The 21,442-nt window shown below is 49.9% G+C and carries 21 protein-coding genes; 5 read left to right on the top strand and 16 right to left on the bottom strand.

Annotated features, from left to right (window positions below; genetic code table 11):
* Nucleotides 1-17: 17 nt before the first annotated feature.
* The 3 genes from JQN59_RS11555 to tehA all read right to left on the bottom strand — a co-directional run bounded on the left by JQN59_RS11555 (nucleotide 18) and on the right by tehA (nucleotide 2,445).
* Entirely contained in the window at nucleotides 18-692 is a 675-nt protein-coding gene (locus JQN59_RS11555; RefSeq protein ID WP_048214142.1) for a DUF3313 domain-containing protein, read from the bottom strand.
* Nucleotides 693-847: 155 nt separating this feature from the next.
* Nucleotides 848-1,444, bottom strand: a complete 597-nt coding sequence (tehB, locus tag JQN59_RS11550; protein ID WP_048227574.1) for a tellurite resistance methyltransferase TehB — start codon at nucleotides 1,442-1,444, stop codon at nucleotides 848-850.
* Nucleotides 1,444-2,445, bottom strand: coding sequence for a dicarboxylate transporter/tellurite-resistance protein TehA (gene tehA / locus JQN59_RS11545; protein WP_008784854.1), 1,002 nt, complete (start codon nucleotides 2,443-2,445; stop codon nucleotides 1,444-1,446). Before tehA ends, tehB begins: the two co-directional genes overlap by 1 nt.
* A gap of 113 nt (nucleotides 2,446-2,558) precedes the next feature.
* On the opposite strand from tehA, the gene ydcK reads away from it, so the two are divergent.
* On the top strand, nucleotides 2,559-3,539 hold the full coding sequence (gene ydcK, locus JQN59_RS11540) for a YdcK family protein (protein WP_048214140.1): 981 nt from the start codon (nucleotides 2,559-2,561) through the stop codon (nucleotides 3,537-3,539).
* On the opposite strand, the gene rimL is transcribed toward ydcK, so the two are convergent.
* Nucleotides 3,531-4,076 (bottom strand): 50S ribosomal protein L7/L12-serine acetyltransferase, encoded by a 546-nt coding sequence (rimL, locus tag JQN59_RS11535; protein ID WP_149607261.1) that lies wholly within the window; start codon nucleotides 4,074-4,076, stop codon nucleotides 3,531-3,533. The genes ydcK and rimL overlap by 9 nt on opposite strands.
* A gap of 218 nt (nucleotides 4,077-4,294) precedes the next feature.
* Here rimL and alr point away from each other — a divergent pair, with 218 nt between their 5' ends.
* Complete coding sequence (gene alr, locus JQN59_RS11530) at nucleotides 4,295-5,521, top strand: alanine racemase (RefSeq protein WP_149607262.1); 1,227 nt, start codon at nucleotides 4,295-4,297, stop codon at nucleotides 5,519-5,521.
* Nucleotides 5,522-5,587: 66 nt separating this feature from the next.
* Here alr and JQN59_RS11525 read toward each other — a convergent pair whose 3' ends face one another.
* The 4 genes from JQN59_RS11525 to JQN59_RS11510 all read right to left on the bottom strand — a co-directional run bounded on the left by JQN59_RS11525 (nucleotide 5,588) and on the right by JQN59_RS11510 (nucleotide 10,195).
* Entirely contained in the window at nucleotides 5,588-5,812 is a 225-nt protein-coding gene (locus tag JQN59_RS11525; protein WP_003833168.1) for a YdcH family protein, read from the bottom strand.
* A gap of 167 nt (nucleotides 5,813-5,979) precedes the next feature.
* Nucleotides 5,980-7,635 carry a glucan biosynthesis protein D gene (locus tag JQN59_RS11520; protein WP_100272422.1) on the bottom strand — a complete coding sequence of 552 codons (1,656 nt, stop codon included), beginning with the start codon at nucleotides 7,633-7,635 and terminating at the stop codon, nucleotides 5,980-5,982.
* 193 nt (nucleotides 7,636-7,828) lie between these two features.
* The gene (gene hglS / locus JQN59_RS11515; protein WP_003020282.1) at nucleotides 7,829-9,172 is read right to left on the bottom strand and encodes a 2-oxoadipate dioxygenase/decarboxylase HglS; all 1,344 of its coding nucleotides are present in this window, start codon (nucleotides 9,170-9,172) and stop codon (nucleotides 7,829-7,831) included.
* A gap of 120 nt (nucleotides 9,173-9,292) precedes the next feature.
* The gene (locus JQN59_RS11510; RefSeq protein ID WP_128316883.1) at nucleotides 9,293-10,195 is read right to left on the bottom strand and encodes a manganese-dependent inorganic pyrophosphatase; all 903 of its coding nucleotides are present in this window, start codon (nucleotides 10,193-10,195) and stop codon (nucleotides 9,293-9,295) included.
* Between the two features lie 231 nt (nucleotides 10,196-10,426).
* On the opposite strand from JQN59_RS11510, the gene pcaQ reads away from it, so the two are divergent.
* Nucleotides 10,427-11,350: a pca operon transcription factor PcaQ gene (pcaQ, locus tag JQN59_RS11505; protein ID WP_003020288.1), complete on the top strand. Its 924-nt coding sequence runs from the start codon at nucleotides 10,427-10,429 to the stop codon at nucleotides 11,348-11,350.
* 40 nt (nucleotides 11,351-11,390) lie between these two features.
* On the opposite strand, the gene JQN59_RS11500 is transcribed toward pcaQ, so the two are convergent.
* The 3 genes from JQN59_RS11500 to JQN59_RS11490 all read right to left on the bottom strand — a co-directional run bounded on the left by JQN59_RS11500 (nucleotide 11,391) and on the right by JQN59_RS11490 (nucleotide 14,675).
* Nucleotides 11,391-13,079, bottom strand: a complete 1,689-nt coding sequence (locus tag JQN59_RS11500) for a methyl-accepting chemotaxis protein (protein WP_048214135.1) — start codon at nucleotides 13,077-13,079, stop codon at nucleotides 11,391-11,393.
* Between the two features lie 169 nt (nucleotides 13,080-13,248).
* The gene (locus JQN59_RS11495; RefSeq protein ID WP_008784862.1) at nucleotides 13,249-14,367 is read right to left on the bottom strand and encodes an S-(hydroxymethyl)glutathione dehydrogenase/class III alcohol dehydrogenase; all 1,119 of its coding nucleotides are present in this window, start codon (nucleotides 14,365-14,367) and stop codon (nucleotides 13,249-13,251) included.
* Between the two features lie 32 nt (nucleotides 14,368-14,399).
* Nucleotides 14,400-14,675, bottom strand: a complete 276-nt coding sequence (locus JQN59_RS11490; protein ID WP_003833178.1) for a metal/formaldehyde-sensitive transcriptional repressor — start codon at nucleotides 14,673-14,675, stop codon at nucleotides 14,400-14,402.
* 455 nt (nucleotides 14,676-15,130) lie between these two features.
* On the opposite strand from JQN59_RS11490, the gene JQN59_RS11485 reads away from it, so the two are divergent.
* Nucleotides 15,131-15,532 carry an ion channel gene (locus tag JQN59_RS11485; protein ID WP_149607263.1) on the top strand — a complete coding sequence of 134 codons (402 nt, stop codon included), beginning with the start codon at nucleotides 15,131-15,133 and terminating at the stop codon, nucleotides 15,530-15,532.
* A gap of 113 nt (nucleotides 15,533-15,645) precedes the next feature.
* Here the strand turns inward: JQN59_RS11485 and JQN59_RS11480 are convergent, their stop codons facing one another.
* The 4 genes from JQN59_RS11480 to JQN59_RS11465 form a co-directional block, all read right to left on the bottom strand.
* Entirely contained in the window at nucleotides 15,646-16,434 is a 789-nt protein-coding gene (locus JQN59_RS11480; RefSeq protein ID WP_149607264.1) for a hypothetical protein, read from the bottom strand.
* Between the two features lie 185 nt (nucleotides 16,435-16,619).
* A complete protein-coding gene (gene ompA, locus JQN59_RS11475) occupies nucleotides 16,620-17,666 on the bottom strand; it encodes a porin OmpA (RefSeq protein ID WP_008784866.1) in 1,047 nt (348 codons plus the stop codon).
* 150 nt (nucleotides 17,667-17,816) lie between these two features.
* Nucleotides 17,817-19,085 (bottom strand): Y-family DNA polymerase, encoded by a 1,269-nt coding sequence (locus tag JQN59_RS11470; RefSeq protein WP_048214134.1) that lies wholly within the window; start codon nucleotides 19,083-19,085, stop codon nucleotides 17,817-17,819.
* A gap of 2 nt (nucleotides 19,086-19,087) precedes the next feature.
* Nucleotides 19,088-19,507: a translesion error-prone DNA polymerase V autoproteolytic subunit gene (locus JQN59_RS11465; RefSeq protein ID WP_149607265.1), complete on the bottom strand. Its 420-nt coding sequence runs from the start codon at nucleotides 19,505-19,507 to the stop codon at nucleotides 19,088-19,090.
* 260 nt (nucleotides 19,508-19,767) lie between these two features.
* Between JQN59_RS11465 and JQN59_RS11460 the strand changes: the two genes are divergently transcribed.
* Nucleotides 19,768-20,694 carry a DMT family transporter gene (locus JQN59_RS11460; RefSeq protein ID WP_149607266.1) on the top strand — a complete coding sequence of 309 codons (927 nt, stop codon included), beginning with the start codon at nucleotides 19,768-19,770 and terminating at the stop codon, nucleotides 20,692-20,694.
* Between the two features lie 38 nt (nucleotides 20,695-20,732).
* Here JQN59_RS11460 and cybB read toward each other — a convergent pair whose 3' ends face one another.
* Entirely contained in the window at nucleotides 20,733-21,263 is a 531-nt protein-coding gene (gene cybB, locus JQN59_RS11455; RefSeq protein WP_008784870.1) for a cytochrome b561, read from the bottom strand.
* Nucleotides 21,264-21,442 lie beyond the last annotated feature (179 nt).

Raw genomic sequence — 21,442 nt, 5'->3', positions numbered from 1 at the left:
TGGTGCGTTCATCATTTTTATTGTGGTTTTTTGTTCACATCAAACATGGAGGCATCGGTCGCCATGTCATCAACAACTTTCTTCAACGTTTCGAACGCCATCGGCGTACTTTCGTTGTTCAGGTCTTTACCTTCACCCTTACGTACAACTTTAATCACCGGTTTATTGGTCGCTGCATCAATCAACTCACCCTCGAAATAGAGGTTGGTATCCATGGTACGGTGACCCGTCGCCATTTGCGTTCCCGCAACGAGCAGTGCAACCGGGACCACTTCATAGAACTGCAGTCCTTCTTTGCTGGTCGCTACACCGGTAATCGCCCCGCGGAAAATCAGGCTACGCGGTCCAGGGGTCGTAACCAGAGGCTTACGCTTGCTGATGGCGGATTTCAACTGTGTATTGGTATAGGTCAGTAATTGATCAAGAACCTGCTGCCCTACCTGCGTAGTAGGTTTCGGAACCGGATAATACGTTACCGGGTTATACACGATGTTGTCATATTTGGATTCGTTGTAGCTCGGGTCAACCCAACGGAGTACCGTTTGTCCCGAGGCTGATTTTGTTTCCTTCAGATCAGAGTAATTTTTTAAAAACCCAGAATATTTATCCGGCTCGGTCACTTTTGACGCACAGCCGGATAATGCCAACAAGCCAGTAAGCGCTGCAACTTTAAATAAAGTTTGAGTACGCATGAAACGATCCCTTTAGTTTTCGCAATGATGCCTAAAAAGGATAGCAAAACAGTTTCATTTTGGATGTACTAAAAATGGTAAGCACCGCACAATTTTATCTCTGCGCTCAGCACAAAAAATGCTGAACGCAGAAAGAGTTAACCCAGACGCGAGGTTCAGGCAGTTTTGCGTGCCAGCATGGTGGCAAAGCGCAGTTTAATTCGATTACCGTTTTCATCTGTACGATGAAGTTCACCTACGTCTTCGTTATATTTCAGCAGATCCCACCCACTGTAATAGTTGCGTAATTCTCCGGTTTTAAACGCGAACGGAAAACCAACTGTGCACGGAAAATCATCAGTATCCATCGCTGCGACGATTAAGTTATATCCACCCGGTTTAGTACAACGTTGCATATTCTCAATAAGGCCAGGGATCGTTTTGGCTTCAAGGAACATCAGTACAACGGTAGAAAGAATAAAATCGTATTCACCCTCAAAACGCAACGCATTAAGGTCAGCGACCTTCGCGTTCAGGTTGGTCAGCCCCTCAGCCGCTTTGATGCGCTCAAGGTTAGCGATGCTCATGGGGTTTTTATCCCATGCGGTAACGTCATAGCCATTTGCCGCCAGGTACAGGCTGTTTCGGCCGTTACCGCAGCCCAGATCTAACGTTTTACCTGGCGCAACCACTTTTGCCGCTTCAACGACATCGGAATGCGTACGGGTTAAATCATATTTTTCAGTAAAGTAGTTTTCGTCGCAAAGGGTCATTATTTATCCTCAGATTTCAGTAATGCAGCACGCTCCGTGCGGATGAGCAGTTTCCCCTGCATCAGCAATGCAAACGTACGTATCAGTAATAATGCAATGATAAAATTGGTAAAAATAAACAGTGGGATAGACAGCGTATGAAAAAATCCTGATTCGCTGCCGTGTCCAAGATGCAATCCCGTTGTCGCCAGGGCCGACACGCCAAACGAGAAGCTCCAGAAAGACGCATTAAACGGCTGTGACAAATACCACGGCATAAGGCGTAGCATGAACAGAAGTTGCAGCAAACCATAGCCGAACAACATTTTGGCTAACGTATCCCCCTCGCCACCGTTGACGCTAAGCCAGGCGCTACAGGCGACCAGCGCGGGTGCCAACTGAATACCAAGTGAAGTCCGTAAAACCGTCGGCAGCTCGCCGCAGCTTCGTAGACGTTGCAGAATCACTGGCTCCAGGCTGAGCCATGAAAATACCCCGGCGCCCAAAAACACCAATCCGGCATCGTTGAACCCAAGTGCACCACAGGCCATGGCGCTGATAAAGTTATTGGCAACGGTTGGCAGATACAGACCCGGCGTGGTGGCCTCTTCCGGATGCTCCCCACGCCACAGCCCTGCCGTTTGCCAGGCTGCGTATGCCAGCTGTATGACCACGCCAATACTGAATAACCCAATCGCCAGCGGTCGATACCACGGAACAAATCCAATCGCGACCAACATCGTGGTGGCCGGAAACAGACTGACAAAGCTACTCATCACCGGATGACGAATTTCCGCCAGTACGCTATGCGGAAAACGCAGTAAACGGCTCAGAAAGGCCAGCGTCAGCAATCCCCAGATGACCATTGCAAGGATGACTAAGCCATCACCAATCCAGTGGCTCACCGGCCACACTTGGCTGGCGTAACGCCACGCAAATCCCATCCCAATTGTACCCAGTACCATGCCAAAATAACCGGCCGGAAGATTGAGGACCCGTTCACTCTGTTTGTTCTTACTCATTTTGTTTATTTTTTAAAGTATATTTGAAATGCATTTTATGGAATATCTGCCGGTTTAGCCAGTGCAGAAAACTTTGCTACGTTTAACTAAGGTGCGCAACATGGAAATGAGCTATGACCAAATACCGTCTAAGCGATGAATCTCGCTCCTTTAGTTACCTGGATAATGGCAATAAAAAAAGTGTATTACTACGCCAAATCATCGCACTCATTGATTTTAATGATGTTAGATCCGGTACGCCCGGCGGCTGGATTGATGATGAAAGCGTTCTGTCGCAAAGCGGTAATTGCTGGATATACGATGAGAATGCGCTCGCGTTTTCCGGCGCGACGATAACCGGAGACGCCCGTATTACACAGGCAAGCGTGGTCAGAGATGGAGCGCAGATTGGTGATGCCGTCTGGATTGACCGAGCAGAAATCAGCCATAACGCGCAAATACGTGACAACGTCACCATTCAGGATTCTGTTGTTCGCGGTGAGTGCCTCATCTGCGGTGATGCACGCATTGTGTGTGACTCTGAAATCATTGCGGCCAGAGGGTTAACCCGTGAAAGCGACCAGCTCCTGCAAATTTACGAGCGGGCGGCAGTCAGCAATTCACGCGTGGTGCATCAGGCGCAAATCTATGGCGATGCGATGATCAATTATGCCTTTATAGAACATCGGGCTGAAGTTTTTGATTTTGCACGGATAGAAGGCAACGAAGAGAATAATGTCTGGATCTGCGATTGCGCCAAAGTCTATGGGCATGCACGCGTCATCGCCGGAACGGATGAAGACGCCATTCCTACCCTGCGCTACAGCTCGCAGGTGGCGGAACACGCGGTGGTTGAAGGTAACTGCGTGCTGAAACACCACGTGCTGGTTGGGGGGCATGCGCAATTACGTGGCGGACCGCTCCAGCTTGACGGTCACATCCTGATTGAAGGCTATGCCTGTATTCTGGGTGAAGTGCTGATCGAGCATCATATTGAGATAACCGATCAGGCCCAAGTTGAAGCCTTTGATGGTGATGCGATCCATCTGCGCGGGCCAAAAGTGATCAACGGCGAACAACGTATCACGCGCACCCCTATCGCCGGTTTATTCTGAAGAGCCATCAATGATGCGGGCGTAGAGATTCACGTCATGGTAATCGCCATTAAGGAACTCCGCCTGTTGCATACATCCTTCCAGTCGGAAGCCATTGCGCAGTGCAACCTGGTTGCTCTTGACGTTATCTACACGACATTTAATCACGAAGCGGCGAATCTCCTGGCGCTGCGCATAATGATGAATCATTGCCTGTAGCGCCTGAGACAGAATGCCTTTGCCCTGGTGCTCTTCACACAGCCAATAACCAATATAAGCGGCTTTGTTCAGCGGCTCTATCTGGTTAAACGAGATAACGCCAGCCACCTCCCCTTGTTCGAAAATAAGGAACATTTTGGCGTAGCCGCGCTGGTGCAACATCATATTCCCCTGCACGTTCTTACGCGTGTCGTCCTCAGATTCGACAAACTGCGGCCAGTTCAGTGACTGTTGGAGCCAGGTTTTATTTTTAAGCACCAACTGATGCAGAGGGGTGACGTGGTGTTCTTCTACCGCCCGCAGTTCCAGCGCGTCACTAACGATAATTATTTCTGACATGTTTATCTCCTTTGCGATCGTAAACGGGGCATTTCTGACTGGCAGTAGCCGATATTACTCTGTTTAGCACCGAGGATGTCTTATTTTTATGCTGTAACAGCAATCACTTAGAAAGAATCTCTGGCGTGGAACCCGTTACTCTGGTGATCCGGGTATCCCCTCATGGATAGACCGTAATGATGACAATAACACTTTCATTCTATTGCTAAGGAGCAAGCATGGCAGCACCTTTGGGTCGTTTAGCACTTATTCCGCTTTTACTGATTACCGCCTGTCACCAACCTGTTTCTACCACGCAAGCGGGCCCCGTTCCCTTTGCCGTCAATAAGCAACAGGTCGTGGATAATACCACGCTGGAAATTTCCCGTAGCGCGCTGGAATATAACATTCATAAAGTTCAGCAACTGCTGGGAGATAAAACCCGGATGTGCGCCATTCTTAAAGGCGACGCGTATGGCCACGATCTCTCACTGGTAACACCGGTGATGATGCAAAACGGCGTACAATGTATTGGCATCGCCAGCAACGAGGAGATTAGTACCGTTCGCCAGTCAGGCTATACATCGCAGCTCATGCGCGTGCGTAACGCGACGGAAAAAGAGATGCGCCAGGCGGCGGATTTCGATACCGAAGAGCTTATCGGTAATCTGGATATGGCTAAGCGTCTAAGTGCAATCGCTCAAGAGAAAGGTAAAACTATTCGTATCCATCTTGCGCTGAACTCTGGCGGTATGTCGCGTAACGGTCTGGAAGTCAGTACCGCTGCAGGTCTGGAAGAAGCACGCGCTATTTCCGCATTACCCGGCCTGAAAATTGTCGGCATCATGTCGCATTTCCCGGAAGAAGATGCGGCAGTGGTAAAACGCGATCTGGCCCGTTTCAATACGCAATCAGCCCAGGTACTGAAAATTACCGGGCTTAAGCGCGAAAATGTCACCCTGCATGTCGCGAATACGTTCGCTACCCTGACCGTTCCAGAATCCTGGCTCGACATGGTGCGTGTTGGCGGTATTTTCTATGGCGATACCATCGCCAGCACCGAATACAAACGCGTCATGACGTTTAAATCTGCCATCGCGTCGGTAAACCATTACCCCAAAGGAAACACCGTCGGGTATGACAGAACCTATACCCTTAAACGTGATTCCGTTCTGGCCAATATCCCGACAGGTTATGCCGATGGTTATCGCCGTGTGTTCAGTAATGCAGGGCACGTGCTGATCCGCGGCCAGCGGGTTCCGGTACTGGGTAAAACATCCATGAATACCGTGATCGTCGATGTAACCGATTTGCCGCAGGTTGCATCCGGTGATGAAGTGGTGCTGTTCGGTAAACAGGGAAATGCGCAGGTTAGTGCAGAAGAAGTCGAAGAAATTAGCGGCGCGTTGTTCACTGAAATGTCGATCCTCTGGGGGGCGACGAACAAACGCGTGATGGTCGATTAACACCTAAAACAGGAAGGGCTTCCGTTTCTCGCAGGAAGCCCTTTTACACAGCAAGCGCCGTTCTACTTAGCTCTCACTGACACTCTCTTTTTGCAATATTTTGAGCAGATCTTCCTTCAGGTGGAGTTTCTGTTTCTTAAGACGAACAATGTCCAAACTATACCCCCGACCATCCGAACCTTCCAGTCTGGAGATCTCATGATCAAGGCTGTTGTGTTTTTCGAATAAGGACAGAAAGCGAGGGTTCTCGGATTTCAGTCGGGAAATAAGGTCTCTGTATTCTGGAAACATACTTTCTCCCTGTTAGTGGACAAGAACGTGTATAAGAAATACACACCCACAGAGTACCCATTTGCCATACAGAAAAATGCGAACAGGATCGAGTAAATAGTGTACAGAGTCGTTATGAGGATGATTGCAGATACGGCTCCCCATCAGGAGAGCCGTAAAGGGCGTGATTAACGCATCTCGCGGTCGTCAACGTACTGACGTTTATCCGGCGCTGGCGGGAAGTACTGATACAGCCAGGTTTCGCTGATGGCGTCACCCTGACAACGCAGGAACATACGCATATCTACCGGTTCGGTTGAGTCAGAGGTCGGATACCAGTCAAACTGAATGCGATAACCATCGATAGGCTCCACGTAGAGGATCTCAATCTGTTTCGCTTCACCGCTGGAGAGCGTAATCACCGGTTCAATGCCTTTCGGCGCAGCCGCTTTTAGATCGCCACCAACGAAGTCAACGGCAAAACGACGCGCCCATTTTTCTGGGTAATGCTCGCCCGGTGCCCATCCTTCCGGGAAACCGCCCATGCCTGTCCGGGTCGCCATCACGCGAGCCAGCGGTGAACGCACCGGCGGTTGAGCGCTCCAGTACAGGCGATATTTGAATTCCAGCTCATCGCCGGCTTTGATCTTCTTGTCCGGCTGCCAGAAGCAGACAACGTTATCCAGCGTTTCGCCGGTCGTCGGGATCTCCATCAGACCAATGGTCCCCTTGCCCCACTGGTTGCGCGGTTCCACCCACAGGCTTGGGCGCTTGTTATACCAGCCCATGATGTCCTGATAATGGGAGAAGTCGCGATCGAGTTGCAGCAAGCCAAACCCTTTCGGGTTGTTATCGGTATAGGCGTTGAACTGCAGCTTTTGCGGGTTATTCAGCGGACGGCAGATCCACTCGCCATTGCCCCGCCACATCGCCAGACGATCGGAGTCATGGATTTGCGGGTGAATAGTGTCGCACATCCGACGCTCATTGTTGCCGCAGCTGAACATGCTGGTCATCGGCGCAATGCCGAGCTGCTTGATGTCTTTGCGCGCATAGATGTGGTTTTGTACATCCATAATCACCTGCGTTTTCTCGCAGTGGATCACGAACTTGAATGCGCCGGTTACGCTTGGGCTGTCGAGAAGCGCATACACGGTAAAAGAGGTTGCGCCCGGTTTAACCGTTTCAAACCAGAAAGAGGTGAAATCAGGAAACTCTTCTTTGCTGTCGGTGTAGGTATCTACCGCCAGACCACGGGCCGATAAACCGTACTGATAGGTGTCATCCACGGCGCGGAAATAGCTGGCGCCCAGGAAAGAAACGACATCGCGGCGGGCCAGTTCTGGCGCTTTAAACACGCGGAATCCAGCGAATCCGAGGTCAGTCTGCCCTTCCAATTGTTTGGTATCCACACCCGCGTCGTTGTATTTAAACAGTTCCGGACGGAAGTGAATTTCACGCGCCATATGCGTACTACCATCAACCGAGAACATGCGTACACGGCGACGGAAGCCCATTCCCACGTGGAAGAACTGCGCATCAAGCTGACGATTTTCAACATTGTTCCACAGAGACTGCTCTGCGTCATATTGAATGCTGTTGTAGGCCTGCGGCGTCAGTTTCGCCAGCGTTTCCGGTAACGCGCGCGGTGCGCCGCCCCAGGGCTTCTGTGCTAAGTCATGGGCCATCGATTGCAGAACGGAAAAATCAAAACGTACGGTTTTTCCGTCTGCAATGTCAGACTCTGCCGCAAAGGCGGCGCGGGAAAAGAGTGATGCAATACCACTGGTTCCGCACACGGCGGCCATTGCCATTGAACCTTTAATAAATCGTCTGCGATTCATGCCTGAAAGTGAGTCCTTCTGGTCGTGTAAATGGTCCCGCGCCGGTCAAAATCTGCGGCATGAGAGTGCACATTTCTGACCGCTCACTCTAGACAAAATTCATTAATAATCCAATTGTTGGTCGCCGATTATCTGTACAAAATCGAAAATATTTTATGTCGATGGGAACAGACCGAATCCCATGTAAATTCCATTAAAGTAAACCACACCGACGTTTACTTCGCTCTTGAGCCTCCTGATACAGCGCAAACTCATCATAAACCGCGCAACCCAGCGCCTGTTCAAACGCGTCGCGGCTGGAATTTCCGTGGCTGCGAGCCTGTGTTTCATTACCCAAATTGGACTGGAAAATTCCTGCGGCGCTCACCGGTAAAAAATCTTCGTAGGTGATGGGTTGCGCAACCAGCCAGCCCCGTTCAATAAGCGGCTGCGGATCGTCATCCGGGCGAATCGCCTGCCGATGCGCTTCACCCGATGGCGTCAGACGATAGCGGAACCAGGCTAGCCCCTGCTGGCGCAGCAGGAATTCGCTGTCCGGGAAGGCCTTGAATACTTCCTGAAGGTGTAGCTGGTGCGTCAGATTGTCTTTCCCCGTTCCCGCTTTATTCAGCAATTCGTCGTACAACGCTCTGCCTTTCGGTGTCAGGGCCACGCCGCGCTGTTCGATTTCACCAAAACGTGCCGTGTGAGTGCCGCGCATTTCACCGGCAAACAACACCGGTTCTTCCAGCGCTTTGAAACTGGTCTGACGCAATAAAATGGGCACCTCGCGGCGCGGCGGCCCTTCAATCAGTATTTTCGGTTCAATGCCGCATTCCGGCATCATCGACTGCACCCGGTCAATATCCAGCGTTCGCGGTGTCAGATGGTTGATATGACAACCGGGGAAGCACACTACATCAGCAATCAGCCGGTGTTCGTTATGTAATGCGTGATAGGTCTCTTCATCGACCGTGGCGTGCTGATGCCAGCGGAATGTTTCCAGCGCTTCATGCACAAATTCTTGCGCCTGTTCAGATGTAAAACTGCCCTGCGCATCAAATTCATCCAGTAGTTCGTGGCAACGGCGAGTGAAAATATCGCGTTTCGCGAGGATCTCAGCGGCCTTTTGCCGCAGCGCGGCGTTTTCGATTAGTTCGAGCCGTAATAACGAGGTGAATACCCGAAACGGGTTGCGCGATAGCGAGGCATCGTCGATGGGACGAAAGGCTGTGGAATGTACGGGGACGCCCGCCTGGGAGAGATCGTAATAACTCACCGGATACATGCCCATAACGGCAAACATCCGGCGCAGCGTAGAAAGCTCCTGCGCGGTACCCACTCGAATGGCGCCATGACGCTCAACGTTTAGCCGGGCCAGTTCATCCGCATTCGCCAGTTTTTCATGCAGCGTCGGATTATTTTCCAGTACCGCCAGATTCACATCAGCGACAAGTTCCAGCAACGTGCCGTACTGCGGGACTTCCTGCTGGTACATTGCTGACATTGCCTGCGAAAATTGTTCCCGAATCTCATCTGCCGTGATGGTGTTCGCCATAATGTCATGCCTCCAGTGAATATTACCTGGAGTGTAGAAAACGCCGCTGACTCCGGTGGGAAGAATTTACAAAGTGTGACCCCGCGTAAACTTCCCACCCATACAAACGATGAACAGTACCTACTGGCGTGGTTTCAAATGACTTTCCAGCCAGGGCAGCATCTGTTTTTTACGGCTAAGCATACCTTCTACCTTGCAAGGCTGCGGGATGTCTGAAAGTTCTGCTCCAGCAAACCATAAGCTGGTATCACCCAGATTGATGTCAGTGAGCATCAGCACGACTAACGCAGCGTTCTTTTCTTCTGCATAGCGCGCCATTTCCTGACGGAGATCGTCCAGCACCGCATCCACCTGTTGCAGCGCATACAGTTCAAGCTGCGCTACACAAACTGAATGCCCATGGATGGTGAAGGTTTTAATGTCTTTCTGCAGAAGCTCGCGGGCGCTCATCCCTTCCACACTTGTTTTGGCTGACAGCAGGTCGCGACTGAAAGCGTCAAGATCCACTCCGGTTTTTTGGGCCAGCGCATCAACCGCCTGGCGATCGTCAGTGGTCGTCGTTGGTGAACGAAGCGTGACAGTGTCACTCAATACGGCACCGAGCAGTAAAACAACCTCAGCGGAAGATAACTGGTTGCGTTCATCCTCCGTCATCAGGTGCCACAGCAGGGTTGCGCTACTGCCGACGGGCTTCACCCACACTTCCGGTGGCAGACGGGTGACTAACCCACCAAGTCGGTGATGATCGATAATTCCCACCACGTTACTTTCTGTTAACGATTCCGGTCCCTGGGCCGGCTCGGTGAAATCGACCAGCCAGACATCACGATCGGTCAGTTCAAACGTCAACCGCTCAGGCATCGTCAGCCCCGCATGCTCAAAGATAAACTGCGTTTCGCGATTAGGCTCGCCCAAACGCCATGCCGTCGCCTGCTGGCCACGTAAACTAAGCCAACGCGCCGTCATTGCGGCGGTGCAGATGGCATCGCTATCGGGATTAAGGTGCCCTATTACATGTATCATTCATCAGTGCCTTGTGAAGAGAAATCGTTCAAAAGTAAACAATCACCAAAGTATAACGACTGGGCACACTCCCTTCCATGATCCCACCACCCAGCAATGCTGTACAAAACATAAGCAAAATAAATCAGTTGTAAGTAAAACATGATAAATGTTAATAATATTTTGCTATCAGGTTATCAAAAACAAACAACTTTACTTGTCACCGATACGGCTCTGTTTTTAACATCGCTTATGGAAAAAAATGTTCTGTTCAATCAGCGCATTCGCTTGCGCCACCTTCATACTTTTGTCGCCGTTGCACAGCAGGGAACGTTGGGGCGCGCGGCTGAGACCCTTAACCTGAGCCAACCGGCTCTCTCCAAAACGCTAAATGAACTGGAGCAACTGACCGGTACCCGGCTCTTTGAACGTGGCCGCCTTGGCGCGCAGTTAACGCTGCCCGGAGAACAGTTTCTTACCCACGCGGTAAGAGTGCTGGATGCGCTCAACACCGCCGGACAAGCGTTAAATCAGCGCGAAGAATCGCAGACTGATGTCGTACGGATCGGGGCCTTACCCACCGCGGCACTGGGCATTCTGCCTGCGGTAATTGGTCCTTTCCACAAGCAGCAAATGGAGACCACGCTACAGGTCGCCACCATGAGCAATCCGATGATTCTGGCAGGTTTAAAATCCGGGGAAATCGATCTTGGCATTGGTCGCATGGCCGATCCGGAATTAATGGTCGGTCTGAACTATGAATTGTTGTTTCTGGAATCACTTAAACTGGTCGTGCGCCCTAACCATCCGCTGTTGCAGGAAACCATCACGTTAAGTCGGGTAATGGAGTGGCCGGTGGTGGTTTCGCCAAAAGGAACCGCGCCTCGCCAGCACGCAGAAGCATTGTTGCAAAGTCAGGGTTGTAAAATGCCGCCAGGCTGCATTGAAACGCTGTCAGCATCGCTTTCCCGCCAGCTGACGGTTGATTACGACTATGTGTGGTTTGTCCCTTCAGGCGCGGTTAGAGAGGATTTACGCCAGGCGACGCTGGTGTCGTTGCCGATACCTACCCATGGTGCGGGTGAACCCATCGGTATTCTTACCCGTGTCGATGTGCAACTCTCTCAGGCCGCGCAGATCCTCATCGCCGCAATACGCAAAACCGTACCGTTTTGATGCCAAATATTAAGGGACCATCAGGTCCCTTAATTTATTGTTAAAACGTTTCCCAGTTATCGCCACTGGCCGTTGCCGTCTGCGGACGCGAATGGTCAGGCGTAGTGGTTACGGGAGGGCGTTTAATTGCACTCGTTCCCGTTAAGCGAAATGTACCTACGGCTTCCGTTAAGCGCGCCGCCTGCTCTTCGAGAGAGGCCGCCGCAGCCGATGCTTCTTCAACCAGCGAGGCATTTTGCTGCGTCACCTTATCCATTTCTGATATCGCCTGGCTCACCTGTACGATACCTCGGCTCTGCTCATCAGAAGCCGCCGCGATTTCCAGCATGATATCGGTCACGCGTTTTACCGCATCGACAATATCCGTCATCGTATTGCCCGCCGCGACGACTTCTCCGGAGCCCTGGTCAATCAGTCGGACCGATTCGCTGATCAATCCTTCAATCTCTTTTGCCGCCTGAGCGCTGCGGCTTGCCAACGTACGGACTTCACTGGCGACCACGGCAAATCCACGCCCCTGCTCTCCTGCCCGCGCCGCCTCAACCGCCGCGTTCAGCGCCAGGATATTGGTCTGGAAAGCAATGCTATTAATCACGGCTGTGATTTCGGAGATTTTCTTCGAGCTCGTTGAGATATTGCCCATGGTTTTCACCACGCCAGAAACCATCTGACCGCCCCGACTGGCCTTACCGGACGCATCTTCCGCCAGCTTACTTGCGTGATGCGCGTTGTCGGCGTTTTGCTTCACCGTGGCGGTCAGCTCTTCCATGCTGGCTGCCGTTTGTTCAATCGCTGCGGCCTGTTGTTCAGTACGTGAAGACAAATCGGTATTACCCGCCGAAATCTCACTGGTACCGCGGTATATTTCTTCCGCACCCTGACGTACCGTACCCACCGTTTTCCCCAACGATCGTTGCATTGTCTGCAGATGGCGGCTCAGGCGACCAATTTCGCTGCGCCCGGTCGGTTCATCTTGCATGGTCAGATCGCCCGCGGAAATTTGCTCAATACGCTTGGCCGCGCGTAACAGAGGGTGAATGACGGTACGACGCAGAACAATGAACGTCATCACGGTCAGCGCCAGCGCAAGAACGAATGCACCCAGCATAAAAGCCATGCCGAGCTGTGTACGCTGGTGCGCCTGTTCGCTTAACTGGTTCGCCCTTGCGGTACGAATGTCGATCGCTTTTAACAACACCTTGTTGTAAGCAGAGTCCAGCGGTCTGGCCTGTTCATTTTCATGGTTGATGATCGCTTCAAACATGCCGTTTTTAGCGTACTTCAACATAGGCTGTAAGCCGTCGATATAGGCTTTGAAGCTGGCGCTCAGTTCAGCATCTAACGCTTCATCGGCAGACGTTTTTACCGCGCGTGACATATAAGCATTGAAACCGTCCTGCGACTGCTTGATCCGTTTTTCGGCCTCGGCAATATTGGCCTTCATGTCATCCATTTCGGCAATACGGCTCGCCGCGCCGGCGTGGATCATGTTGATACGTGCGGTACGTAAATGGTTAGAGCTGTTAGATAACCCCATCCTGACCTGAATCTCATCGGTCACGTCGCGCTGATCGCGATCGGCCTGCATAAGAAAATAGCTTGCCAGTCCGGAACTTAAGGCGAACAGCAGAAGGATGCCACCGAGAATGGAGGAAAACAGCGGAACCAGCCGGATTTGATGCAGAAAGCCCAGTTTATGCTGGGCTTGCATCGATGTAGTGTTGTCCATGACCGTCGACTCTCTTGTAGGGTTTATGCGTGAAAACACGCCCGTTAGATAGTCATCGGCAATCCGGGAAGTTTACTTACCGTGAAAAGCGCCGGATTCGTCACACTTTCACAACATAATTCTAAAAAATTCAGGAAAGTGCCAGCGGTTAAATCCGCTGGCCAATGAATCAGTTATCGCCAAAGTGGATAACGGTACGGATGGACTTACCCTGATGCATTAAATCGAACGCTTCGTTAATCTGCTCCAGCGGTAAACGGTGGGTAATAAAGGGATCCAACTGAATTTTCCCGCTCATTGCTTCTTCAACCATGCCAGGAAGTTGAGTACGCCCTTTCACGCCGCCAAATGCGGAACCGCGCCAGACGCGCCCGGTAACCAGTTGGAACGGACGCGTTTTGATCTCTTGCCCTGCTCCTGCCACGCCAATGATGATGCTTTCACCCCATCCTTTATGGCAACATTCCAGTGCCGCGCGCATCACGTTAACGTTGCCGATACATTCAAAGCTAAAATCCACGCCGCCATCGGTCAGCTCAACGATCACATCCTGAATCGGTTTGTCGTAATCCTTCGGGTTGATGAAATCAGTCGCGCCCATTTCACCTGCCAGCTTAAATTTTTCCGGATTGGTATCAACGGCCAGAATACGCCCGGCTTTCGCCTGCACCGCGCCCTGAATTACCGCCAGACCAATACCGCCCAGACCAAATACGGCGACGGTGTCGCCTTCTTTCACTTTTGCGGTGTTATGGACTGCTCCGATACCGGTGGTCACGCCACAACCCAGCAGACACACTTTGTCCAGCGGGGCCTGCGGGTTAACCTTCGCCAGAGAGATCTCCGCGCAAACGGTGTATTCGCTGAAGGTGCTGGTGCCCATATAGTGATAAATCGGCTCACCGTTATACGAGAAGCGCGTTGTGCCATCCGGCATCAGACCTTTGCCCTGGGTCGCACGTACGGCCTGGCACAAGTTGGTTTTACCCGATTTACAGAACTTACACTCGCCGCACTCTGCGGTGTACAGCGGGATCACATGATCGCCCGGCTTCAGACTGGTGACGCCTTCGCCTACTTCAACCACAATGCCGCCACCTTCATGGCCAAGTACCGCCGGGAATACGCCTTCCGGATCGTCGCCAGAGAGCGTAAAGGCGTCGGTGTGGCACACGCCGGTATGGGTAATTTTAACCAGCACTTCACCTTTCTTTGGCGGTGCGACGTCGATTTCGACAATTTTTAACGGTTGGCCGGGGCCGAATGCAACTGCTGCACGTGATTTCATTTGTCTCTTCCCATTATTGCGAGGTGATGATGTTATTTTAGATAAGCACGCAGAAGATGGCCGATTTCAGCCATGCGCACGGCACGCTGGTCTGGCGTTGTTTCTCCGCTGACCAGCTCGTCTTTCAGATGGATCTCAACCATTTCGCCCATCAGGCCATTGGATGCACCGCGCACGGCGGCAATTTGCTGCAGGATTGCCAGACACGGTTCGCCAGATTCCAGTGCACGCTCAAGCGCATCAACTTGACCGCGAATACGGCGTACACGGGTGAGAATGCGTTTCTTGTCTTCAGGTGAATGCGGCATACGCCCTCCAGATACTATAGGGTGGTATACTATCAGATTTGTTATTTGGCTGTAAAATATATGATTTATTTAATATCAGTAGATTAGGTTAAGTCACTTTCAGCCATGTGTGAACATATGCAGCCTTTCGGTGCCCCATACGTGCCCTCAAGGGTGCTGCTCGATCCATACAATGCCCTTTTTATTCCAGCATTTTCAAAGTCGATACCAACTTATATGCAAGACGAGGCAGGATTTAAGAATGGCATTGCTTTATTTTCTCTGCAATGAAAGTATCACCATCAGATTCTTAACACGTTTAACTAGCCAATTTAATTTTTTATACAATAAACAATTAAATAACAACATTCATTAATAATCATCTGCATGAATAGTATTTGGCTTTATATTTCCTTCCGTGTACATTCCAGAAATATCAACTCAACCCTATACCCTTAACCGTCCAAAGAGCCAGCATGATAATTTTATTTGTTTTCGCACTATTAACTATTACCGTTATAATTCATACGTTTTGGATGTTATGGGTAATGGAAAAACTACGTATAAATAAAAAATCAACATTTCACTTCATATTCAGAAATGTAATTGTTGTTGCAACTGCTCTTATGGCACACCTCGCAGAAGCTGGCGTTTTTGCAATTTTTTACATAATTTCTGGTGCGCTGGAAAACTGGGAGTCAGCCAGTTACTTCTCTCTCGTAAGCTATGCAACTCTTGGCTATGGTGATGTGACATTACCGGCAGAATGGCGATTGATTGGCGCAGCTGAAGGGCTTGTCGGTGCCCTCATGGTAGGCTGGTCCGTAGCCGTACTGGTGGTGTTTCTTCAGCAATTAAAATTCATGTTTAAAAAATAATAAAGTGACAATTTGAATGTGCGGTTCGGCGATCTGACAGAAACACGGTGGCGTAGCATCTCGTGAAGCCCCTGTCGGATCGCCAGAAACAAAATGACTATTGATGATTATTATCATATTAGTTTGAACAACACCCTGATTGGTTTTAACTGTGTCAGATGCACCCAAAGATTATGTAAATTAATAAGGCCTGCCTGAGCCAGTATTGCTAGGGTGATCATCAATGTGGACGCGGTAATCACAAGCATCAAACGACTAATATTTTTCTGGATCCTGATCTGCTGCTTTTCCCGTTTATCTTCAGATTCCCATGAAACAATTGTTGAAATAGCCTTGCCTTGTATATAATATTTTTCATTACTAAATCTGACATCCTCTGTAATTACAAGTGACTGGAGCAGTAGAAAGACCTTCCTCCTGAAATCTTCATTCTTGATATGTTTATACCAAAGCGTCCCGTACAATAGATCAATAACCTTATCACATGTCACTCCAGTGTGAGTTTTCTCTGGCGATTGATGTACATATTCGTTCACCAGCATCTGTAGCAACATTATACGATCAAGTCCATTCAACGCCTTGTTACTGGCGAATGAAGAAAAGAGATTGCTTTTTGCTCTCGCCAGAGCATTTTTTGCATAAGCAATACGCGTAAAATAATTTATTGCAAAAAGAAAAATCGAATCAAACCTTAACGGACCTTGCTTTCTCCAATGAATAATCTCAACATTCATTTTTTCAATATCATTGAGTGGAAGGTTTATTTTCTCCATATAGGCGTGCTGCTCAGCATGCCATTTTTCAAGCACAACATTTTTGCCTCTTAGATTCACAAGCTGATATTTTTCTTGTTTTACATCCGAAAAATAAACACCATAGCAATTATATACTTGATCATCCACATGATTTTTCAGAGTAAACCGTGGCAGAAAATAACGCCATAATCTACCTTTAGCTCTCGAAACTAAGGATTCTATGAACATAATTACGCTCTAACATCTTTAATTTGTCACAGTTAATGATAGTTCACTGTGCGAATAAAAAAGCCCTCCCCATTCAATAATGAGGAGGGCTTTTGTACACCGATTTAGTGCTTATCAGTAATCTCAACAACGACATGGCGATCTGGAGCAAGGCAATTAATCAGCTGCTGTCCGGTCTGCCCATCACAACTGGATCCCGTGACAGAATCACTCGAACCATGTCCTTGTGCAGTAATATTTGCAGCTGGCATGCCTAACGCGACTAATTCATCGGCAACAGCCTGCGCGCGCTGGGCTGACAGTTGCTGGTTATAATCAGCGGCTCCGGTGCGATCGCTATAGCCAATAACAACGGTCGCTTTGTCTTTGGCCGGTTGCAGACCGGGATTTCGGTATAACTGCGCAATCGCCGCTTTCCCTTCTGGGGTTAATGCTGCTGAATCATAACCAAACATCACATCAGATTTTAAGTTAAAACGCTGAGGTTCAGGCGCAGGAGTTGCGGCAACTGCCGGTGCAGGCGTAACCTCCGCGTCGTCATGCTGGCCAAAGCGATATGACAACCCAGCGGTAACGGAACTAACATCGCTTGATACGCCAATCTGGTTTTCATTACCCACATTGCTCACCCATTGATATTCCACGCGGCCAGCCCAGTTCTTGTTAAAGGCATATTCCGTACCAACAGCCACAACCGGACGCACACCGGTATCAAAGCGGTTATTGCCTTTAATATCTGACTCCGCGCGATATCCCATTGCCCCTGCACGGCCGTAGAGATCCCAATTATCTGTCAGACCATAACTTGCCTTCAGAGATAATTGCAGGCCCTGACTTTTCATTTGAGAACCAGATGCGCCATTTTTACCGTTGAATTGCATGTTGCCTAAATAGTCATAACCGCCTTCAACTGCCAGCCATGGAGTAATCTGATAGCCTGTAAATACACCACCACCGACGTTATCGCTATCAAAACCGACATCACCATATTTATTACCATTAGCCCCCGTTTGCTGGCTTGCGCTGGTATCAAAGTAATGCGACCAACCAAATTTCCCACCAGCATACCAGGTTCCCGCATCCGCTGCGGCAAATGCCGTAGTCGCGGTCAGTGCATTTGCAATAATGAGTGTAATAAGCGTCTTTTTCATAAATTTCCTATTATAGACTTGCCGTTTGTCAGTTAGTTATCTGTTAGTCGGCGCTACAATAAGATTTTTAATGAAGGCTGATAATCGTTTTTTTATTTATTTCTGGACAGTTTTAGAATCGCTCTGGACGCTTATTTACGATAACAATGACTATCCCACCCGCAGTAAATCGCTATATCTCGTTGTATAACGTGGTGAAAGCATATCTCGCTTCATAGCCCACGGTTGTTGTATACCTTGTCCGGCAAAATAGAGCGTTCCTTTACCTTTTTCAGCATTGAGCGTATCCAGAACGGCCATCAGCTTATCGCTGTTATGCCGTGGGGCGTTGTCATCAAACAGATTCAACTGCGCAACGCCAGAACTAAAAAAATCGCCCAGCATGACCCCTGCTTTTTGATAACGCAGCCCCTCCCGCCATATTGCGTCCAGACTACGTGTGGCCGCCCTTATAATTTCCCGACTATCCTGGGTTGGTGTCAGCAGTTTTATCGATGCGCTGTTACCGTAATACGGTTCATTCAGGGAAAATGGGCTGGTTTTGATAAACGTAGAGATAAACCGGCAGAACTGGTGCTCTCTGCGTAATTTTTCCGCAGCACGTGCAGCATAGGTACAAATAGCCTCTCTCATCGCATTGTAATCCGTGAGTTTTTCACCAAACGATCTTGAACAAATGATCTCCTGCTTAACTGGCGCAAACTCTTCCAACGCCAGGCACGGTTCACCGCGCAATTCCCGCACAGTGCGCTCAAGCACAACGTTGAAATGTTTGCGGATAAAGCGAATATCGGTATCCGCTAGGTCGCAGACCGTTTTAATGCCCATAGCGTCCAGTTTTTTACTGATACGGCGTCCGACACCCCAGACTTCATCAACCGGGAGCGCAGCCATCAGCTTACGCTGACGCTCAATATTCGAGAGATCCACCACCCCGTCAGTCTGTTCCTGCCACTTTTTGGCAGCATGGTTCGCCAGCTTGGCCAGGGTTTTGGTCTGGGCGATACCGACCCCAACCGTGAGGCGCGTTTTCTGTAAAATGGTTTCTCTGATTTCACGACCAAAATCTGTAAGATCCCTGCAGTTTCGCACGCCAGTTAAATCACAAAAGGCTTCATCGATACTGTACATTTCCACGCGCGGAGACAGCTCCTCCAGAATCGACATTACCCTGCTGCTCATATCCGCATACAGCTCGTAGTTCGAACTAAAGCAGAACACGCCGCAGCGCCTGAACAGATCTTTCTGTTTGAAGTATGGTGCTCCCATATTGACGCCAAGCGCCTTCGCTTCCGCGCTGCTGGCAATGACGCAGCCATCATTATTTGAAAGAACAACAACGGGTTTACCTTTCAGGTCCGGTCGGAATGCCGATTCACAACTGGCATAAAACGAATTAACATCCACCAGCGCAAACATGATCAGCCCGCGGATTTAATGATAAATGTCACCACGCCAAATATATCCAGCGTGTCCTCGCTGCCGATCATGATCGGTGCGTAGGCGCTGTTCTCTGGCTTCAACATCACCACCGGATGCAATTGCAGGCGCTTAACGGTGAATTCGCCTTCAATAGCAGCAATCACAATGTCTCCGTGGGCCGCTTTTCTGGCACTGTCGACTACCAACAAGTCGCCAGCACCGATCCCTGCCCCCATCATGGAGTCGCCAGACGATTTTACAAAATAGGTTGCGCTGGGATGCTGCACCAACAGGTCGTTAAGATCGATACGTTTCTCAACGTAATCCTGCGCCGGAGAAGGAAAACCGCAGGGCACGAGATCGCTAAATAGCGGGAAGTTTTTGATTTCGGGATGTTCAACTGGCTGGAAAAACAACATAATAATCTGCCTCTCATATAACTGTATTTATATACAGTAGTTTTAATGAGGACAGTGATCAAGTGACAGACGTGGCTAACTGAGCGTTGTTTAATCATCTTGCCGGTAAGCGTTTATGCTATCTGGAAAAATAATTTTTGGTTTTATTCCACAGAAGAAAGTACAAATTTTCGCGACATGTACTCAGCCGGAATGATAACGACTACGGCGCCCTGAAAGCGCGTATAGTGGCGTACTAAAATCATTAAAACGGACACATTATGACCACCGCAGGGAAAAATCATCCGCTGGCCATTGGCGGCCTCATCACCTTAACGCTCATCTGGAGCTACAGCTGGATCGCGATGAAACAGGTCACGCACTACATCGGCGCGTTCGACTTCACCGCACTACGCTGTTCTTTTGGCGCATTATTGTTATTCATCGTTCTGTTACTGCGTGGCCGAGGAATGCGCCCGACACCTTTCGGCTATACGTTAGCGATCGCCTTGCTACAAACATGCGGCATGGTTGGATTATCACAATGGGCGCTAGTCAGCGGCGGTGCAGGTAAAGTAGCCATACTGAGTTATACCATGCCATTCTGGGTGGTGATTATGGCCGCCATTTTCCTCGGTGAACGCATGCGGCGTTTACAGTATTTCGCCATTGCCGTGGCGGCAGCGGGATTATTGCTGGTTTTACAGCCATGGCAACTGAACTTTGCCTCAATGCAGAGCGCGCTACTGGCGATCCTTTCTGGGATCAGTTGGGGGGCCAGCGCGATTGTCGCCAAGCGAATGTATACCCGCCATCCGAATATCGATCTGTTAGCGTTGACCGCATGGCAGATGCTGTATGCCGCGCTGGTGATGAGCCTGGTGGCCTGGCTGGTTCCACAGCGAGATCCAGACTGGCAACCTGTCGTTTTCTGGGCATTAGCTTATAGCGCCGTGCTGGCGACGGCGCTGGCATGGAGTTTATGGCTGTTTGTGTTGCGTAACTTACCAGCCAGTATTGCCAGCTTAAGTACGCTGGCGGTACCTGTCTGTGGCGTTCTGTTTTCCTGGTGGTTGCTGGGTGAAGAGCCTGGCGTTGTTGAAGGCTGCGGTATTGTGCTGATTGTTGTTGCGCTGGCTATCGTCAGCCTGAAAAAACGCGTCTCCCAGGTTCAAAGCGTACGAAAAGCACCACCCTGCGAAAATTAATCGGCTAAAAAAATGCCCCGCATTTGCGGGGCATTACCTCAGGAGCGTTTACGCGGCATCATGCGCAACAGCGTATTATCCTTCCAGAAATAGTGATGCATCAGGGCGGCAACGGCATGCAGACCAATAACAAAATAACCCAGGTTTGCCAGCGTCACGTGCCAGGACTTCAGCATATCCACTAAATCAAAGTTAGCCTCTGCCGCATGCGGCATAACGATGCCGAATGCAATCCACGGATTACCCCGGTTGTACATCATCACCAGCCCAATAATAGGCAGCACAATAAACAACAGATAGATAACCAGATGCCCCAGATGCGCCATGCCGGTCATCATTGGCTTTGGTTTTGGCACAATCGGCGGTGCCGGATATTTCAGCCTGACCAGCAGACGCGCCACCATCAGCGTTAATATCGTGATACCACAGGATACGTGCACCATGTTGAATAAGGGACGATAGCTGCGCGGGAAAAATCCGCGAAACTCCATGGCGCTATAGGCCACAATAACTAACAAAAAGACCAGCCAGTGAATACCGATTTGCAGGCCAGAATACTTATTCCCCATAACACTTCCTGAATAAAAACAATAATGCGTCAACATAACGGGCTTTTGTTAAAAATTCATTAACTTTTGTTCACCCATTTTCAGTCGCTTACGCTTAACCGCAAGAACCGCTATTGCCGAGGATGCCTGTCTGGACTAAGCCTGGTAAGGAAAATATGTCGTACCGCCTCATCCTGACA

Origin of the sequence: Citrobacter sp. B72 (genome assembly GCF_016894305.1) — a bacterium.
In the GTDB taxonomy this organism is placed as follows: Bacteria; Pseudomonadota; Gammaproteobacteria; order Enterobacterales; family Enterobacteriaceae; genus Citrobacter; species Citrobacter portucalensis.
This window is presented reverse-complemented; position numbering and strand designations above follow the sequence as displayed.

Bases quoted from the DNA above. Each gene is read 5' to 3' on its own strand.
- JQN59_RS11485 (WP_149607263.1), top strand. From the start codon at position 15,131: ATGATAATTTTATTTGTTTTCGCACTATTAACTATTACCGTTATAATT.
- tehB (WP_048227574.1), bottom strand. From the start codon at position 1,444: ATGACCCTTTGCGACGAAAACTACTTTACTGAAAAATATGATTTAACC.
- JQN59_RS11465 (WP_149607265.1), bottom strand. From the start codon at position 19,507: ATGTTGTTTTTCCAGCCAGTTGAACATCCCGAAATCAAAAACTTCCCG.
- ydcK (WP_048214140.1), top strand. From the start codon at position 2,559: ATGACCAAATACCGTCTAAGCGATGAATCTCGCTCCTTTAGTTACCTG.
- JQN59_RS11495 (WP_008784862.1), bottom strand. From the start codon at position 14,367: ATGAAATCACGTGCAGCAGTTGCATTCGGCCCCGGCCAACCGTTAAAA.
- cybB (WP_008784870.1), bottom strand. From the start codon at position 21,263: ATGGGGAATAAGTATTCTGGCCTGCAAATCGGTATTCACTGGCTGGTC.
- JQN59_RS11460 (WP_149607266.1), top strand. From the start codon at position 19,768: ATGACCACCGCAGGGAAAAATCATCCGCTGGCCATTGGCGGCCTCATC.
- JQN59_RS11500 (WP_048214135.1), bottom strand. From the start codon at position 13,079: ATGGACAACACTACATCGATGCAAGCCCAGCATAAACTGGGCTTTCTG.
- ompA (WP_008784866.1), bottom strand. From the start codon at position 17,666: ATGAAAAAGACGCTTATTACACTCATTATTGCAAATGCACTGACCGCG.
- JQN59_RS11490 (WP_003833178.1), bottom strand. From the start codon at position 14,675: ATGCCGCATTCACCTGAAGACAAGAAACGCATTCTCACCCGTGTACGC.
- alr (WP_149607262.1), top strand. From the start codon at position 4,295: ATGGCAGCACCTTTGGGTCGTTTAGCACTTATTCCGCTTTTACTGATT.
- hglS (WP_003020282.1), bottom strand. From the start codon at position 9,172: ATGGCGAACACCATCACGGCAGATGAGATTCGGGAACAATTTTCGCAG.
- tehA (WP_008784854.1), bottom strand. From the start codon at position 2,445: ATGAGTAAGAACAAACAGAGTGAACGGGTCCTCAATCTTCCGGCCGGT.
- pcaQ (WP_003020288.1), top strand. From the start codon at position 10,427: ATGGAAAAAAATGTTCTGTTCAATCAGCGCATTCGCTTGCGCCACCTT.
- rimL (WP_149607261.1), bottom strand. From the start codon at position 4,076: ATGTCAGAAATAATTATCGTTAGTGACGCGCTGGAACTGCGGGCGGTA.
- JQN59_RS11525 (WP_003833168.1), bottom strand. From the start codon at position 5,812: ATGTTTCCAGAATACAGAGACCTTATTTCCCGACTGAAATCCGAGAAC.
- JQN59_RS11510 (WP_128316883.1), bottom strand. From the start codon at position 10,195: ATGATACATGTAATAGGGCACCTTAATCCCGATAGCGATGCCATCTGC.
- JQN59_RS11520 (WP_100272422.1), bottom strand. From the start codon at position 7,635: ATGAATCGCAGACGATTTATTAAAGGTTCAATGGCAATGGCCGCCGTG.
- JQN59_RS11555 (WP_048214142.1), bottom strand. From the start codon at position 692: ATGCGTACTCAAACTTTATTTAAAGTTGCAGCGCTTACTGGCTTGTTG.
- JQN59_RS11470 (WP_048214134.1), bottom strand. From the start codon at position 19,085: ATGTTTGCGCTGGTGGATGTTAATTCGTTTTATGCCAGTTGTGAATCG.